Source organism: Burkholderia stabilis (genome assembly GCF_001742165.1).
Lineage (GTDB): Bacteria > Pseudomonadota > Gammaproteobacteria > Burkholderiales > Burkholderiaceae > Burkholderia > Burkholderia stabilis.
This window is the reverse complement of the sequence record NZ_CP016444.1, coordinates 842925-858534: the sequence shown is the minus strand read 5'-3', so window position 1 is coordinate 858534 and position 15610 is coordinate 842925. Positions and strand designations below refer to the sequence as shown.

At 65.8% G+C, this 15610-nt stretch carries 12 protein-coding genes; 9 read left to right on the top strand and 3 right to left on the bottom strand.

Annotation, left to right across the window (positions count from 1 at the left end; genetic code table 11):
• The first annotated feature begins 10 nt into the window (after positions 1–10).
• Both BBJ41_RS36290 and BBJ41_RS36285 read left to right on the top strand, forming a co-directional pair.
• The gene (locus BBJ41_RS36290; RefSeq protein ID WP_069751102.1) at positions 11–1462 is read left to right on the top strand and encodes a short-chain fatty acid transporter; all 1452 of its coding nucleotides are present in this window, start codon (positions 11–13) and stop codon (positions 1460–1462) included.
• 19 nt (positions 1463–1481) lie between these two features.
• The gene (locus tag BBJ41_RS36285) at positions 1482–2411 is read left to right on the top strand and encodes a LysR substrate-binding domain-containing protein (protein ID WP_069751101.1); all 930 of its coding nucleotides are present in this window, start codon (positions 1482–1484) and stop codon (positions 2409–2411) included.
• Here the strand turns inward: BBJ41_RS36285 and BBJ41_RS36280 are convergent.
• Positions 2408–3250 (bottom strand): M24 family metallopeptidase, encoded by an 843-nt coding sequence (locus BBJ41_RS36280; RefSeq protein WP_069751100.1) that lies wholly within the window; start codon positions 3248–3250, stop codon positions 2408–2410. The genes BBJ41_RS36285 and BBJ41_RS36280 overlap by 4 nt on opposite strands.
• 259 nt (positions 3251–3509) lie before the next feature.
• Here BBJ41_RS36280 and BBJ41_RS40940 point away from each other — a divergent pair, with 259 nt between their 5' ends.
• Complete coding sequence (locus tag BBJ41_RS40940; protein ID WP_156814990.1) at positions 3510–3764, top strand: hypothetical protein; 255 nt, start codon at positions 3510–3512, stop codon at positions 3762–3764.
• Positions 3765–3871: 107 nt separating this feature from the next.
• Here the strand turns inward: BBJ41_RS40940 and BBJ41_RS36275 are convergent, their stop codons facing one another.
• Entirely contained in the window at positions 3872–4243 is a 372-nt protein-coding gene (locus tag BBJ41_RS36275; protein ID WP_069751099.1) for a LysR family transcriptional regulator, read from the bottom strand.
• A 377-nt stretch (positions 4244–4620) separates the two neighbouring features.
• Between BBJ41_RS36275 and BBJ41_RS36270 the strand changes: the two genes are divergently transcribed.
• From BBJ41_RS36270 to BBJ41_RS36250, 5 genes are all read left to right on the top strand, one after another.
• Complete coding sequence (locus BBJ41_RS36270; protein ID WP_069751098.1) at positions 4621–5688, top strand: Dyp-type peroxidase; 1068 nt, start codon at positions 4621–4623, stop codon at positions 5686–5688.
• Complete coding sequence (locus BBJ41_RS36265) at positions 5681–6496, top strand: family 1 encapsulin nanocompartment shell protein (protein WP_069751097.1); 816 nt, start codon at positions 5681–5683, stop codon at positions 6494–6496. Before BBJ41_RS36270 ends, BBJ41_RS36265 begins: the two co-directional genes overlap by 8 nt.
• Before the next feature lie 105 nt (positions 6497–6601).
• Complete coding sequence (locus BBJ41_RS36260) at positions 6602–6871, top strand: hypothetical protein (protein WP_069751494.1); 270 nt, start codon at positions 6602–6604, stop codon at positions 6869–6871.
• Between the two features lie 635 nt (positions 6872–7506).
• Entirely contained in the window at positions 7507–10353 is a 2847-nt protein-coding gene (locus tag BBJ41_RS36255; protein ID WP_069751096.1) for an ATP-dependent Clp protease ATP-binding subunit, read from the top strand.
• Positions 10354–10476: 123 nt separating this feature from the next.
• Positions 10477–12756 (top strand): FdhF/YdeP family oxidoreductase, encoded by a 2280-nt coding sequence (locus tag BBJ41_RS36250; protein WP_069751095.1) that lies wholly within the window; start codon positions 10477–10479, stop codon positions 12754–12756.
• Between the two features lie 120 nt (positions 12757–12876).
• Here BBJ41_RS36250 and BBJ41_RS36245 read toward each other — a convergent pair whose 3' ends face one another.
• On the bottom strand, positions 12877–14298 hold the full coding sequence (locus BBJ41_RS36245; protein ID WP_069751094.1) for a purine-cytosine permease family protein: 1422 nt from the start codon (positions 14296–14298) through the stop codon (positions 12877–12879).
• A gap of 388 nt (positions 14299–14686) precedes the next feature.
• Here BBJ41_RS36245 and BBJ41_RS36240 point away from each other — a divergent pair, with 388 nt between their 5' ends.
• A complete protein-coding gene (locus BBJ41_RS36240; protein ID WP_069751093.1) occupies positions 14687–15610 on the top strand; it encodes a LysR substrate-binding domain-containing protein in 924 nt (307 codons plus the stop codon).

The following is a 15610-nucleotide window of genomic DNA, read 5'->3' as shown; positions in this document are numbered from 1 at the left end:
GGAGACCAGGATGAAAGAGTTGACGGAAATGCAGAGGGGCGACGCGCCCATGGCGGATCGCGAGGGCGCGCTTGAACGGATGGCGGCGAGCGTGGCGCGCTGGTCGGAGAAGTGGTTTCCGGACGCGTATATTTTCGCCGCCATCGCGGTCATCGTCGTGGCCGCCGGGGCGCTCGCGATCGGCGCGCCGGTCAGTCAGGTCGGCATCGCGTTCGGCGACGGCTTCTGGAGCCTCATCCCGTTCACCATGCAGATGGCGATCGTCGCCATCTCGGGCTACGTCGTCGCCGTGTCGCCGCCCGCCTCGCGGTTGATCGAAAGACTCGCGCGTCTGCCGTCGTCAGGACGTGCGGCAGTGACATTCGTCGCGCTGGTCAGTATCGTCGCTTCGCTGTTCAACTGGGCGATCAGCCTGATCCTGAGCGGCCTCCTCGTTCGTGCGCTGGCGCGCCGCGCCGACCTGCGCATGGACTATCGCGCAGCGGGTGCGGCCGCCTATCTGGGCATGGGTGCGACCTGGGCGCTTGGATTGAGCTCGTCCGCCGCGCAACTTCAGGCGAATCCGGATAGCCTGCCCAAGGCATTGCTGGCGATCTCGGGCGTGATCCCGTTCTCGGAGACCATCTTTCTGCCGCAGTCGATTCTGATGGCCGTCGTGCTGACCATCGTATCGCTAGCGATCGCTTATCTGTCCGCCCCCGGTGACGCACGTGCGAAGACCGCGACGGAGTTGGGGATTCAACTCGACGAAGCCCATGCAACGATCGCGCGCCCGTCGCGCCCGGGAGACTGGCTCGAATACAGTCCTCTCATCACGATCGTCATCGTGGCGATCGGTGCAATCTGGGCGTGGCACGAGTTCACGACGAAAAACCCGATGATCGCCATCTCGAATCTGAACACCTACAACTACTTGTTCCTGATGCTCGGGATGCTGCTGAACTGGCGGCCGCGGCGATTCCTCAATGCCGTCGCGCGTTCGGTACCGTCGGTTGCAGGGGTGCTGATCCAGTTTCCGTTGTACGGCGGCATCGCCTACATCCTGACGAAGGCGTCGGCGCCCGCCGGATTGACGCTGTCCGATCACCTCGCGCATTTCTTCGTCGCGCTGTCCTCGCACTCGTCATTTCCCGCCGTCATGGGCGTGTACTCGGCCGTTCTCGGATTCTTCGTGCCGTCCGGCGGCGGCAAATGGATCATCGAGGCGCCGTACGTGATCGAGGCCGCGAAACTGCTGCACGTGCATCTGGGCTGGGCAGTAACGGTGTACAACGCGGCGGAGGCATTACCGAACCTGATCAATCCATTCTGGATGCTGCCTCTGCTCGGCGTGCTCGGGCTGCGTGCGCGTGACATCGTCGGATTCACGTTCACGCAACTGGTCGTCCATCTTCCGCTGGTGATCTTCATGCTCTGGGCCCTTGCGGGTACCCTCGCCTACCATCCGCCGATCATCCCGTAACTTACGCCCCGCCCTCGAGATGACCGACCGGATTCGATTCAATTTTTCTGCGCTGCGCGCACTCGAAACGGCCGAACGAAGCCGAAGCTTTACTGCGGCCGCCAACGAGCTGAGTCTTACGCATAGTGCGATCAGTCACCAGATCCGGCAGATCGAATCGATGCTGGGAATATCGTTGTTCACGCGTACGCAGTCGCAGATGATTCCAACGCCCGCGTGTACGCGTCTGGCCGAGCGCGTGCGTCAGGGACTGGCCGACATCGAATGCGCGCTTCTGGAAGCAAGGGATGCGGATAGACAACAGCGTCTCGTTCTCAAGGTCAGCGTCATGGCCGACTTCGCGACCGCATGGCTGATTCCGGAGCTCGACGTGTTTTACAGCCGATACCCGCATCTCGATCTCTCGATCGCGGTTCGCAATACGCTCGACGTTCCCGAAGGACACGAATCGGATATCGGCATCTGGCATAAAAGCATCGATCGAAACGGATTCCAGTCAAGGAAACTGCTGGACGACCAGGTGATTGCGGCATGCACGCCCGCGTTTCTCGACAAGCACCGGCCGCTGACCGTCACGGATCTGGCTCGCGTTCCGCTGCTACGCTTCTCCGGTCGGTCGTGGCGCGAGTTCTTTCATGCTGCCGATCTCGTTGCGAGTGACCCGGAGTACGGCCCCATGTTCAACGATGCCGCATCCCTGCTCCATGCCGCACTCGCGGGGCAAGGTGTCGCCATGCTGAGAGAGCGGTTGATACGCTCTTACCTGCAGGAGGGAAAACTGGTACAGGTCGGGAGCACCCGAATTCCCTCCAACCTTGCCTACTATCTGTGCTGGCGGGAAGGCGATCCCAAACAGGACGCCATCCTGCAGTTCGTGGCCTGGCTGGAGGAAATGGTCCGACAGAAAGACCGGGACTCGCTTGCGCAAGACAAAACCGTCGTGCCTTAGCCGCGACGACGAGCGTCGTAGAACGTAACGTCCTCGCCGTCGCGCAGATCGAGCACCTCGCAGCCGGACTCCGTGACCGCGACCACGTGCTCCCAGTAGACGGCAAGCGACTTGTCCGCGGTCTGCGCCGAACGCGTGACGTTGTTCAAACGGATACCCTCGCCGGACCCGGCGCAGATGAACGGCTCGACCGTGATGACCATGCCTTTTTCCAGCACGCGCCCTTCGTTCACGGACGACTCGTAGTACGGTATCAGCCATCCGTCCGCGTGAACCTGACCGATCGAATGCCCCGTTCCGCTGGGAACTCGCAGCATCGAAAACCCGAACGATTCGACGTAGGCCTGGACGCGACGCGCAATATCCTGCACCGCCGCGCCCGGACGAACCAGACTGATGCCGAGACACATGGCCTGATATCCGACCGCCATCAGCAAACGCGCCTCGGCACTTGTTTCCTCACCCGCGATCCACATGCGCTGAGTGTCGCCGCACCATCCTTCCTTCTTGATGCTGACGTCGACACCGAAAAGATCGCCTTTTTTCAACGGAAGGTCGTTCGGTTCGCCACTGAAGGCGTTCTCGTTATGCGCGATCGAAATGCAGGCGTACTCGCTCGAGTCGTAGCCGGAGAGATCTTCCCGATCGATTTCCGCGTGGTACTTGTTGACGATCAGGTCGTAGGCGATGTCGTTGATCTGACGCGATGTCACGCCAGGCTGGATGTGAGGGGTGAGATCCTGCAGGACCTGCGCTGCGATGCGCCCTGCGGCACGCAGCATCGCGATCTCTTCAGGTGTCTTGATCGAAATTTCGTTGTAGTCGACGTTGTGGCTCATGTTGTACCGTGCACTTTCAAGTTGAACGTATGTTGCAATGTCGAAGCGCCCGATTGCCACCACCTGATGCGTTAGACCCAAAACACAACATGATGGACTGTCGGAACGTGCGGATCGCAACCGCGTGTCGAGCGGGAGATTCATCGCGTCGACATGATGGAAGTATTGGATTCCAGGTCGCCAACGTCCAACGATGGATTTTCACGACTGATGTGAACGATTTTTGATATCCGCCCTCACGGGGACCGGCCAGCCTCTCGTGGAAATTCTCGAATCGAAATCCATAGCGGCAGACGACATCGAGATGAGCAGGAAGGCGGAAACGAATGACTCGATATCGAAGCAGCAATCAGATGATCGAACACCGTCATTCGGTAGTGGATGCAGCGCAGGGATCGAGCATCACGACGCACGATCCGGCCCGTCGACGAGCGAAGCTCGATCGGCCAGCCCTGGCGGCGTACGTGGCAAGCATGTCCATCAGCACCGGACCGAGACCATCGTCGTGACCTGAGACGCTGCCTGCGTCATCGCGGTCGCAGGCCGATCACGATCATCCCGGCCATCAGCTGCGAGCAGGAAATGACCGAAGCGGCGGCGGATGCGCTCGCCTGGCGAACATCAAGGTGACGGCCGGTGTGAGGAGGCGTGAGCGGCACCGGGCGGCGGGAAATCAGGGCAATGCGTGGAGCAATGCGCGGTGTCGTCTGCGCAATCCCGCGCGTCGGTCTTTCGCGTGAGCGCCGCGCCGGTCGCCTGCTCGACCGCGGACAGCGTACGCCGGCAGCACACGTGGAATGCGACGCCCGTGTCGGTGCAGGCGACGTAGCCGCGCTCGCGGCACTGCAGCAGGCGGCAGCCGAGATACCGTTCGAGGCAGTCGATCCGGTCGCTCACCTGCGCTTCGCCGAGCTTCAGCTCGGACGCCGCACCGGCAACGCCGCCGTGCTCGACCACCGCGACATAAACACGCATCGCTTCCAGCAGGTTCATGATGAAGCTCCTCGTCGGCGGGCGCAGCGGAACCTAATCTACTGCACGCCGCACGCGCGCTCAAGAGCACAGCGCCGCGCGCCCCAGGAGTACAGCTGCGCGGGCGTTGCGCAAAATCCGGGCCTGTTTGACGGATTCGAATGACAGATTGTCGATACGTGTTCCAAAGACCCGTCGAAGCTGCTAGATTGCATGCTCGACGACGTTACGCGGTGCGCGCAGTTCACGCGCCGGGCGGCCGGCCGCCGCTGCCGCGGCCCGTTGCGCGAGGCCCGCGCAACGTCCTTCATCCGCATGTCACAAAGAGAAGAGTCGCATGACACAGTTCAACCGTTCGCCCTCGCGCGCCGCGGCAGCCGTGGCCCGTCCGTCCCGACATGACTGACCGGCAGCCCGCGATGCAGACACCTCCCCCACTCTCCCAGGCCGTTCACAGCCCGATCACGCGCAGCGCGATCTTCCTCGTGGCGACGATCAATCCCGGCGCCGATCACGCCGACACGATCCGTTCATGGTGCGGCGACATCGCCGCGCTGGTGCGCTCGGTCGGCAAGCGCGTGCCGGGCGGCAACCTGTCGTGCGTCTGCGGCTTCGGCGCCGACGCATGGGACGCGCTGTTCGGCGGCCCGCGCCCGGCGTCGCTGCACTCGTTCCGCGAGTTCGGCGCAGGCCAGCGCGTCGCGGTCGCGACGCCCGGCGACATCCTGCTGCACATCCGCGCCGATGCGATGGACCTCTGCTTCGAGCTCGCGACGCAACTGCTCGGCGCGCTCGGTGAAGCCGTCACGGTCGTCGACGAGGTGCACGGCTTCCGCAACTTCGACCAGCGCGCGATGATCGGCTTCGTCGACGGCACCGAGAACCCGGAAGGCCGCGAGGCGGTCGACTTCACGGTGATCGGCGACGAAGACGCGGAGTTCACCGGCGGCAGCTACGTGATCGTGCAGAAATACCTGCACGACATGGCCGGCTGGAACGCGCTCGCGGTCGAGACGCAGGAGCGCATCATCGGCCGCACCAAATTGTCCGACATCGAGCTCGCGCCGAACGTGAAGCCGTCGTGTTCGCACAGCTCGCTGACCACGCTCGACGAGAACGGCCAGGAAGTGAAGATCCTGCGCGACAACATGCCGTTCGGGCGCCCGGGCGCCGGCGAGTTCGGCACCTATTTCATCGGCTATGCGCGCTCGCCCGCGCCGATCGAACAGATGCTCGAGAACATGTTCGTCGGCCGCCCGCCCGGCAACTACGACCGCCTGCTCGACTACAGCCGCGCGGTCACCGGCTCGCTGTTCTTCGTGCCGTCGGCCGACCTGCTCGAAGCGCTCGCCGATCGCGCGGCGCCCGCCGCCGACGCCGCGCCACCCGAACCCTCGTCGTCCGCGCCGCATCGCGACGGCTCGCTGAAAATCGGCTCGCTGAAAGGAACCCAAGCCCATGAATAATCTGCACCGCGAACTCGCCCCGATCTCGTCGTCCGCCTGGGAACAAATCGAGGAGGAAGTGGCGCGCACCTTCAAACGATCGGTGGCCGGCCGCCGCGTCGTCGACGTCGACGGCCCCGAAGGCCCCGAGCTGTCGGCCGTCGGCACCGGGCATCTGGTGGAAGTCGCCGCGCCGCGCGAGCACGTGAACGCGCGGCTGCGCGAAGTCCGCACGATCGTCGAGCTGACGGTGCCGTTCGAGTTGAGCCGCGATGCGATCGACAGCGTCGAGCGCGGCGCGCGCGATGCCGACTGGCAACCGGCGAAGGACGCCGCGCAGCGGCTCGCGTTCGCCGAAGACAACGCGATTTTCGACGGCTATCCGGCGGCCGGCATCGTCGGCATCCGCGAAGGCACGTCGAACCGCAAGCTCACGCTGCCGGCCGACGTCAGCGCGTACCCGGACGCGATCAGCGACGCGCTCGAAGCGCTGCGGCTCGCCGGCGTCGACGGCCCGTACTCGGTCGTGCTCGGCTCGGACGCCTATACCGCGCTCAGCGAGGCGCGCGACCAGGGTTATCCGGTCCTCGGTCACATCAAACGCATCGTCAGCGGCGAGATCATCTGGGCGCCGGCGATCAGCGGCGGCTGCGTGCTGTCCATGCGCGGCGGCGATTACGAGCTGCACCTCGGGGAAGACGTATCGATCGGCTACACGAGCCATACCGACAAGGCCGTCCGCCTGTACCTGCGCGAAACGTTCACGTTCCTGATGCTGACGAGCGAAGCATCGGTGGCCGTGGCGCCGCAGGGCAATCCGGCGGCCTGACCCCGGTTGCCTGCGCGCGATGCCCGCCCGGGCGTCGCGCGCGACAGGCCGCGCCGCCGGCCGCATGTTCGTCGCCGATCGAACCCATCCTGCATGGAGATTGTCATGAGCGATACGAATGATGCACTGCAGGCGCTGCAAGCGTCGGTCGACAGCCTGAAGAAGACGGTCGATGCGAACGCGGGCAGCCAGGCCGGCGACACCGCCGTGCTGTTTACCGTCGTGTCGCTGATGCTGGCCGAGTTGCCGCCCGACACGCGCAACCTGATTGAGGATTCGTTCTCCGTGTGGGCCAATGGTCTGCCGAATGCGGCACTGTCAACCGACGTGAAGCAGATTGCCCGGCAGCGGCTCGCGATGAAACTCTCGGGCTGATCGCGGTTCTCCACGGTTGCGCCATGTCCGGCCCGCACCGTGCAACCCGACCGCTCCTCCGGCTGCCACGCACGCATCGGTTGCGGTGTGCGCGTGGCCGGTCGTGACCACTTCGCGCACGCCTGCGGCGCACGCGCTCACACCGCGGCGCTCGTGCCGCGGTTGTCCCCCCGCATCACCGCCCGCTTGCCGCCAGCCCGCGCCCTGCGCGCCGATGTCGCACCGCGATCCCTTCCCGTTCCGCTGCTCCCCGCTTCCGGCCAACGCGCACGACACACGCCGCGCACGGCCGCGCCACCGCATGCTCGCCCGTCTGTACTCCTTGCCGCCCGTAAGCGCACGCATGTGAGGGTGCAATTCGCCGTGGGTCCGGCATGGAACTGTGTCTTGGATGCCCCCCGCCGATTCGCTATTTTGAATGCAGTCGAAGCCATGCCGTGGGCTCCTCGCAGCACTCGTGCTCCCCGCCGCGACCGCGACCGTGCGCGACGCCGGCGCGCACTGCGCGACAGCGCGGGCGCGGCACGCGCGCCGCCGCGCCGCGCGTCGTCTGTTCGCGGTCGGGACGCGCGAGCGCCGCACCGCATCGGGACTTCACCCTTCGACCCACCTTCACAGACAGGAGCCAGACCACCATGCCCGCACTTTGCGATATCTGCCACGCGCGGCCGGCCGTCGCGCGCGCAACCGTGATGCAGGACGGCGAGCGCAAGACGATTTCGATCTGCGATTACCACTTCCGTCAGCTGATGCGGCATCAAAGCATGCTGAACCCGTTCGATTCGCTGCTGGGCGGAGGCGGCTCGTCGTCGCTGTTCGGCGAGCTCGGCGACGAATCGCCGCTCGCCGCCGAAGTACCGCGTGAGTCGGTCGACCCGACCGACGCGTTCAGCGAACAGACGCTCGAACTGCTGCAGCGCGCGGCCGAAAAAGCGCACGAACTGCGCCGCAGCGAGCTCGATTCCGAACACCTGCTCTACGCGCTCGCGGACACCGACGTGTGCGCCGCGCTGCTGAAGGAACTGAAGCTGTCGCCGCAGGACATCAAGTCGTATATCGACGAGCACGCGCACACCGGCACGGCCGACCCCGATGCGCCGCTCGACAAGCTGTCGATCTCCCCGCGTGTGAAGAAGGCCGTGCAGTACGCGTTCCAGGCGTCGCGCGATCTCGGCCACTCGTACATCGGCCCCGAGCACCTGCTGATCGGCCTCGCGTCGGTGCCGGACAGCATCGCCGGTACATTGCTGAAGAAATACGGCGTGACGCCCGAGGCGCTGCGCCAGAAAGTCGTCAAGGTGGTCGGCAAGGGCGCCGAGGACGGCCGCGTCGATGCGCCGACCGGCACGCCGAACCTCGACAAGTTCGGCCGCGACCTCACCGCGATCGCACGCCAGGGCAAGCTCGACCCGGTGCTCGGCCGCGCGCAGGAAATCGAGAGCACGATCGAGGTGCTCGCGCGCCGCAAGAAGAACAACCCTGTGCTGATCGGCGAGCCGGGCGTCGGCAAAACGGCGATCGTCGAAGGGCTCGCGCAGCGGATCGTCAACGGCGACGTGCCCGAGGTGCTGCGCAACAAGCGGCTCGTCGAAGTCAACATCAACTCGATGGTGGCCGGTGCGAAGTATCGCGGCGAATTCGAGGAGCGCGCGAAGCAGCTGATCGACGAAGTGACCGCGAAGCAGGACGAACTGATCCTGTTCATCGACGAGCTGCACACGATCGTCGGTGCCGGCCAGGGCGGCGGCGAAGGCGGCCTCGATATCGCGAACGTGCTGAAGCCCGCGCTCGCGCGCGGCGAGCTGAGCCTGATCGGCGCGACGACGCTCAACGAATACCAGAAGTACATCGAGAAGGACGCGGCGCTCGAACGGCGCTTCCAGCCGGTGTTCGTGCCGGAGCCGAGCGTCGAGCAGACGATCGTGATCCTGCGCGGGCTGCGCGACAGCCTCGAGGCGCACCACCAGGTGACGTTCGCCGACGACGCATTCGTCGCCGCCGCCGAATTCGCCGACCGCTACATCACGTCGCGCTTCCTGCCCGACAAGGCGATCGACCTGATCGACCAGGCCGCCGCACGCGTGCGGATCGGCGCGACGTCGCGCCCGGTCGATATTCAGGAAGGCGAAGCGCAGATCGCGCAACTGAAGCGCGAACAGGACTACGCGACCTCGCGCAAGCGCTTCGACGAAGCGAAGCAGTTCGAAGAGCAGATCAACGAGAAGCAGAAGGCGGTCGATGAAAAGATGGAAGCGTGGCAGCGCAAGACCGGCTCCGAAACGCTCGAAGTGACCGTCGAAGCCGTGGCCGAAGTCGTGTCGCGGCTGACCGGCATCCCCGTGTCCGAACTCACGCAGGAAGAACGCCAGAAGCTGCTGAAGATGGAAGAGCAGCTGCGCGAACGCGTGGTCGGCCAGAGCGACGCGGTGGTCGCCGTCAGCGACGCCGTGCGGCTGTCGCGCGCGGGGCTCGGCCAGACGCACCGGCCGATCGCGACGTTCCTGTTCCTCGGGCCGACGGGCGTCGGCAAGACCGAGCTCGCGAAGGCGCTGGCCGAGACCGTGTTCGGCGACGAGCAGGCGATCATCCGCATCGACATGTCCGAATACATGGAACGGCACGCGGTCGCGCGGCTGATCGGCGCGCCGCCCGGCTACGTCGGCTACGACGAAGGCGGCCAGCTCACCGAACGCGTGCGGCGCCGCCCGTACAGCGTGATCCTGCTCGACGAGATCGAGAAGGCGCACCCGGACGTCTACAACGTGCTGCTGCAGGTGTTCGACGATGGCCGCCTGACCGACGGCAAGGGCCGCGTGGTCGACTTCAGCAACACGATCATCATCGCGACGAGCAACCTCGGCGCGGCGATCATCATGGACAACCTCACGCAACCGGAAGCCGCGCGCAAGACCGACAAGGCGATCCGCGAGGAGCTGATGCAGGTGCTGAAGGGCCACTTCCGCCCCGAGTTCCTGAACCGGATCGACGAGGTGATCGTCTTCCATGCGCTGTCGAAGGACAACATCCGCTCGATCGTGCAGATCCAGCTCGACCGCGTGGTGCGCACGGCCGCCGCGCAGGACATCACGCTCGTGATGGGCGACGCGCTCGTCGACCACCTGACCGAAGCCGGTTACCAGCCGGAGTTCGGCGCACGCGAGCTGAAGCGTCAGATCAGGCAAACGATCGAAACCAAGCTCGCGAAGGAGATCCTCGCCGACCGGCTGAAGTCGGGCGACCACGTCGAGGTCGACTACGACAAGGACAGCGACGAAGTGAAGTTCGACAAGATCGCCGCGCCTGAAGCGAAGGACACGAAGGACGCGAAGAAGGACGCCGACGGCAAGGCGAAGCCGAACGGCAAGGCGGCCGCCAAGGCATCCGGTGAAGCGAAGGCCGGCGAGGCGCCGGCCGACGCGCCGCCGCCCGCGGCGAAACCGTCTGGCAAAAAGTCGTCCGGCTCGAAGAAGGACGCGCACTGAAACCCCGCCTGCCCTGCAGCCCAGGGCTCGCATGACCGGCTCCGTCCACCGGACGGAGCCGCCCTACGCCGCGACGCGGCGCAACCCGAGCCGCCCGCACCGGGCCGGCTCATGGAGATTCACATGACAAATCGACGCGAAGTGCCAGGCATCAGGAAGTACGATGGGCCCGCCGGCGGTTGGGGCGCGCTTCGCGCGACAGCCGAGGCCGTGCGCACGCAGATGGAAACCATCGAGGCGCCGATCGTGCTGATGCGGACCAACCAGCCCGACGGTTTCGACTGCCCCGGCTGCGCCTGGCCGGACAAGGAACACAAGTCGACGTTCCAGTTCTGCGAGAACGGCGCGAAGGCCGTCACGTGGGAAGCGACGACCAAGCGCGTGCCGCCCGAGTTCTTCGCGGCGAACACCGTGTCGTCGCTGCTGCGCATGTCGGATTACGAACTGGAGAACATGGGGCGGCTCACGCACCCGCTCGTCTACGATCGCGCGACCGACACGTTCCGCGCGATCGAATGGGACGACGCGTTCGCGCGCATCGGCGAAGTGCTGCGCGCACTGCCGCCCGAGCAGGTGGAGTTCTATACGTCGGGCCGCGCGTCGAACGAAGCCGCGTACCTGTACCAGCTGTTCGCGCGCGAGCTCGGCACCAACAACTTCCCCGACTGCTCGAACATGTGCCACGAGCCGACCAGCGTCGGGCTGCCGCAGTCGATCGGCATCGGCAAGGGCACCGTGTCGCTGGAGGATTTCGACCAGTGCGAGCTGATCATCTCGATCGGCCACAACCCCGGCACGAACCACCCGCGGATGATGGGCACGCTGCACGAGTGCGCGCGCCGCCACGTGCCGATCATCGTGTTCAATCCGCTGCGCGAACGCGCGCTCGAACGCTTCGCGGACCCGCAGGACATGATCGAGATGGCGTCGTTCGGCTCGACGCGGATCGCATCGACGTACTACCAGGTCGACGCCGGCGGCGACGCGGCCGCGCTGAAGGGCATCATGAAGGCGCTGCTGCAGCTCGAAGCCGAGCGCGGCGACGTGCTCGACCGCGACTTCATCGCGCAGCATACCGACGGCTTCGACGCGTTCTCGGCCGACCTGCAGGCCACGTCGTGGGACGACATCGAGCGCGCGAGCGGCCTGAGCCAGGCGCAGCTCGAACAGGTCGCGCTCGCCTATGCGAAGTCGAACGCGACGATCATCACGTACGGGATGGGCGTCACGCAGCACAACAAGGGCACGGCAACCGTGCGCCTGATCGCCGACCTGCTGCTGATGCGCGGCAACATCGGCAAGCCCGGCGCCGGCGTGTGCCCGCTGCGCGGCCATTCGAACGTGCAGGGCAACCGGACGGTCGGCATCACCGAGAAACCGTCGGCCGAGTTCCTGAAGAAGATCGAGGACGTATGCGGGTTCACGCCGCCCGCGCATCACGGGCACGACGCCGTGCAGGCGATGCAGGCGATGATCGACGGCAGCGCGAAGGCGCTGCTGTGCCTCGGCGGCAACTTCGCGGTCGCACTGCCCGATCCCGAACTGTCGTTTCCGGCGATGGCCAAGCTCGACCTGAGCGTGCATCTCGGCACGAAGCTGAACCGCTCGCACCTGCTGGTCGGCAAGGAAACCTTCATCCTGCCGGTGCTCGGCCGCACCGAGCTCGACATGCAGGCGAGCGGCCGGCAATCGATCACCGTCGAGGATTCGATGTCGATGGTCCATGCGTCGGCCGGCAAGCTCAAGCCGGCGTCGGACCAGTTGCGCTCGGAGCCCGCGATCGTCGCGGGGATCGCGCATGCGACGCTGCCGAACAGCAAGGTCGCGTGGCTCGACCTGATCGCCGACTACGATCGCATCCGCGACCTGATCGACCGCACTGTGTCCGGCTTCGAGGCGTTCAACGAGCGCATCCGCACGCCGGGCGGCTTCCGCCTGCCGCTGCCGCCGACCGAGCGCGTGTGGCCCACGCCGACCGGCAAGGCGATGTTCTCGGTCTACAAGGGCGTCGCGGAAGATGCCGAAGTGCTCGGCGGCGAGCAGGTGCTGCGGCTCATCACGCTGCGCAGTCATGACCAGTACAACACGACGATCTACGGGCTCGACGACCGCTATCGCGGCGTGTTCGGGCGGCGCGACGTGCTGTTCATGAACACGGCGGATCTCGCGAAGTACGGGCTCGAACACGGCGACCTCGTCGACATCGAGACGATCACCGCGTCGGGCCGCACGCTGCGACTCGAGAAGATCACCGCGATCGAGTACGACATCGCACCGGGTTCGGTCGGCGCGTATTACCCGGAAGCGAACGTGCTCGTGCCGCTCGACTACATCGACAAGGAAAGCGGCACGCCGTCGTACAAGTCGGTGCCGGTGCGCGTCGCGCGCTCGGCGGTGGTCTGATGCACGGACGGGCCCGCGGCACCTCGCCCGCCGCGGGCCCGCCGTCGTCATACCGAAACACTCCATGGGCGGCCGCATCGCAACCGATGCGGCCGCCCCGTCCTTTGCTCTGCGAACCGCTTACCGCGCCGCCGTCGGCGGCATCGTCGCGCCCGTCTGCCGGCGACGATACGCGCTGTCGCGCGTCGCGAGCCAGTAGTACAGCGGCGACGTCAGCACCAGCCCGACCACCCACGACAGGTCCGCGCCGCCGAGATGCGCGGGAATCGGGCCTGCATACATCGGCGTGTTCATGAACGGAATCTGCACGAGGATGCCGATCGCATACGCGAGCAGCGCCTGCGGATTGAAGCGCCCGTAGATCCCGCCGTCCGCCATGAAGATCGACTTGATGTCGTACTTTCCCTGGTGGATCACGTAGAAGTCGATCAGGTTGATCGCCGTCCACGGCACGAGCACGACGAGCAGCGCGAGCACCAGATCGACGAGGTTGCCGACGAAGTTCGTCGACGCGCCGATGGCCGCGTAGCAGCACGCGACGAAGATCACGACCGACACCACCGCACGCGCCTTCGCGGTCGGAATCCACTTGTACGCGAACGTCTGCACCGACGTGATCACCGCGAGCACCGCGCCGTACAGGTTGAGCGCGTTGTGGCTGATCACGCTCAGCAGGAACAGCACGAGCATCAGCGGGCCGAGCGGGCCGGTCGCCTGCTTGACCGCATCCATCGTGTCCGCGCCGGCCGGCACCGCGAGCACCGCGACCGCACCGAAAATGAACGCGAGCGTCGAGCCGATCGTGCAGCCGAGATAGGTCGCCCAGAACGTCGACGCGACGCCAACGTCCTCCGGCAGATAACGCGAATAGTCCGACACGTACGGCGCGAACGCGATCTGCCACAGCGCCGACAGCGATACCGTCGCGAGCCAGCCCGCGAAGTCGAAGCCGCCGCGCGTCAGGAAATCGTCGGTCGTCACGTGCGTGAGGATCATCCAGAAGCCGACGAAAATGCCGATGCCGAGCACCCACGTGCCGATGCGGTTCAGGATGTGGATGAACCGGTAGCCGACGATGCCGATCAGCCCCGAGCCCACCGCGCCGATCACGATGCCGACGGGCACCGGCACCGACGACGCGATGCCGTGCACCGACTTTCCGGCGAGTACGATGTTCGACGCGAAGAAGCCGACGTACATCACGGCCGCGATCACCGTGACGAGCAGCGCGCCCCACGAGCCGAACTGCGCGCGGCTCTGGATCATCTGCGGGATGCCCATCTGCGGCCCCTGCGCGGAATGCAGCGCCATCAGCACGCCGCCGACGGCCTGCCCGACGACGATCGCGACGATGCCCCACATCAGGTTCAGGTGGAAGATCTGTACGCCGAGCGCGCCGGTCACGATCGGCAGCGGCGCGATGTTGCCGCCGAACCAGAGCGTGAACAGGTCGCGCACCTTGCCGTGGCGCTCCGCGGGCGGCACATAGCCGATCGTGTGTTTCTCTATCATCGGGGACGCGTTGCGGTCCACGTTCGTCATGGTGATGTCTCCTGTCCTGCGCGGCGATGCGCGCTTGCCGTTTCCGCCGGCGCGCGTCGGGGTGCGCGCCGGCAATCGGGTCCGGATACGCGAGCGACGGCGCGCCGCGTGCACGCGCGGCGGTATCGGCCGAGGCGGAACATGCGCGTCAAGCGGGGACGGATGACACATCCCGCCGGCGCGTGCGCGGCCTCGTCGTGATCCAGGTTGGAGACGATGGTGCGCCACGTGTATCGCGACCGGAAAATACTAAAAATATTTCCGCGACATACGAAAAAGCTCTGCAGCGGAAATTCCGGCGCCGATCGACTTCAGGTAAGGTGCTACGCGAAACCATGGACAGCATGCGCCCGCGGCGGCACGCGCGGGCCGGGCATCAGAGGTGCTTGTGGCTCACTACACTTTGCGGCAACTGAAATACTTCATCACGACGGTCGAATCCGGCAGCGTCGCCGAGGCGTCGCGTCAGCTTTTCATCGCGCAGCCGTCGATCTCCAGCGCGATCAAGGGGCTCGAGGAGAGCTTCGGCGTGAAGCTGTTCATCCGCCATCACGCGCAGGGCGTGTCGCTGACGCCGAGCGGTACGCGCTTCTACCGGAAGGCGCAGGAGCTGCTGCGCATCGCGCATGAATTCGAGCAGAACGCGCTCGCCGACAACGACGTGATCGCCGGGCAGATCGACATCGGCTGCTTCGAGACGGTCGCGCCGCTCTATCTGCCGCAACTGATCGCGGGGTTTCGCGAACGCTACCCGGGCGTGAACATCCGGCTGCGCGACGGCGACCAGCAGGAGCTCGTGCAGGGCCTGACGTCCGGCACCTTCGATCTCGCGTTGATGTACGACCACGATCTCGACGGCACGATCGAAACCGAGCCGCTGATGCCGCCGCAGCAGCCGTACGTGCTGCTGCCGGAGAACCACCGTTTCGCGGGCCAGACACACGTGTCGCTGCGCGACCTCTGCGTCGAGCCGATGATCCTGCTCGACGTGCAGCCGAGCCGCACGTACTTCGTCAGCCTGTTTCACGAGCTCGGGCTGACGCCGAACATCGTGTTCGGCTCGCCGTCGATCGAGATGGTGCGCGGGATGGTCGGCCAGGGGTTCGGATTCTCGCTGCTCGTCACGCGCCCGCATTCCGAATACACGTATGACGGCCAGCGCGTCGTGACGATCAGCCTGAGCGAAACGGTGAGCCCGTCGGGGCTCGTGAGCGCGCGCCTGAAACGCGGGCAGTTGACCAAGCAGGCGCAGTCGTTCGTCGATTTCTGCCGCGAGCGGCTCGCGCAGATCGTCGCGGAAACGACACGATAG

Coding starts and splice junctions, on each gene's coding strand:
- BBJ41_RS36290 (WP_069751102.1), top strand. CDS start 11: ATGAAAGAGTTGACGGAAATGCAGAGGGGCGACGCGCCCATGGCGGAT.
- BBJ41_RS36285 (WP_069751101.1), top strand. CDS start 1,482: ATGACCGACCGGATTCGATTCAATTTTTCTGCGCTGCGCGCACTCGAA.
- BBJ41_RS36280 (WP_069751100.1), bottom strand. CDS start 3,250: ATGAGCCACAACGTCGACTACAACGAAATTTCGATCAAGACACCTGAA.
- BBJ41_RS36275 (WP_069751099.1), bottom strand. CDS start 4,243: ATGAACCTGCTGGAAGCGATGCGTGTTTATGTCGCGGTGGTCGAGCAC.
- BBJ41_RS36270 (WP_069751098.1), top strand. CDS start 4,621: ATGACTGACCGGCAGCCCGCGATGCAGACACCTCCCCCACTCTCCCAG.
- BBJ41_RS36265 (WP_069751097.1), top strand. CDS start 5,681: ATGAATAATCTGCACCGCGAACTCGCCCCGATCTCGTCGTCCGCCTGG.
- BBJ41_RS36260 (WP_069751494.1), top strand. CDS start 6,602: ATGAGCGATACGAATGATGCACTGCAGGCGCTGCAAGCGTCGGTCGAC.
- BBJ41_RS36255 (WP_069751096.1), top strand. CDS start 7,507: ATGCCCGCACTTTGCGATATCTGCCACGCGCGGCCGGCCGTCGCGCGC.
- BBJ41_RS36250 (WP_069751095.1), top strand. CDS start 10,477: ATGACAAATCGACGCGAAGTGCCAGGCATCAGGAAGTACGATGGGCCC.
- BBJ41_RS36245 (WP_069751094.1), bottom strand. CDS start 14,298: ATGACGAACGTGGACCGCAACGCGTCCCCGATGATAGAGAAACACACG.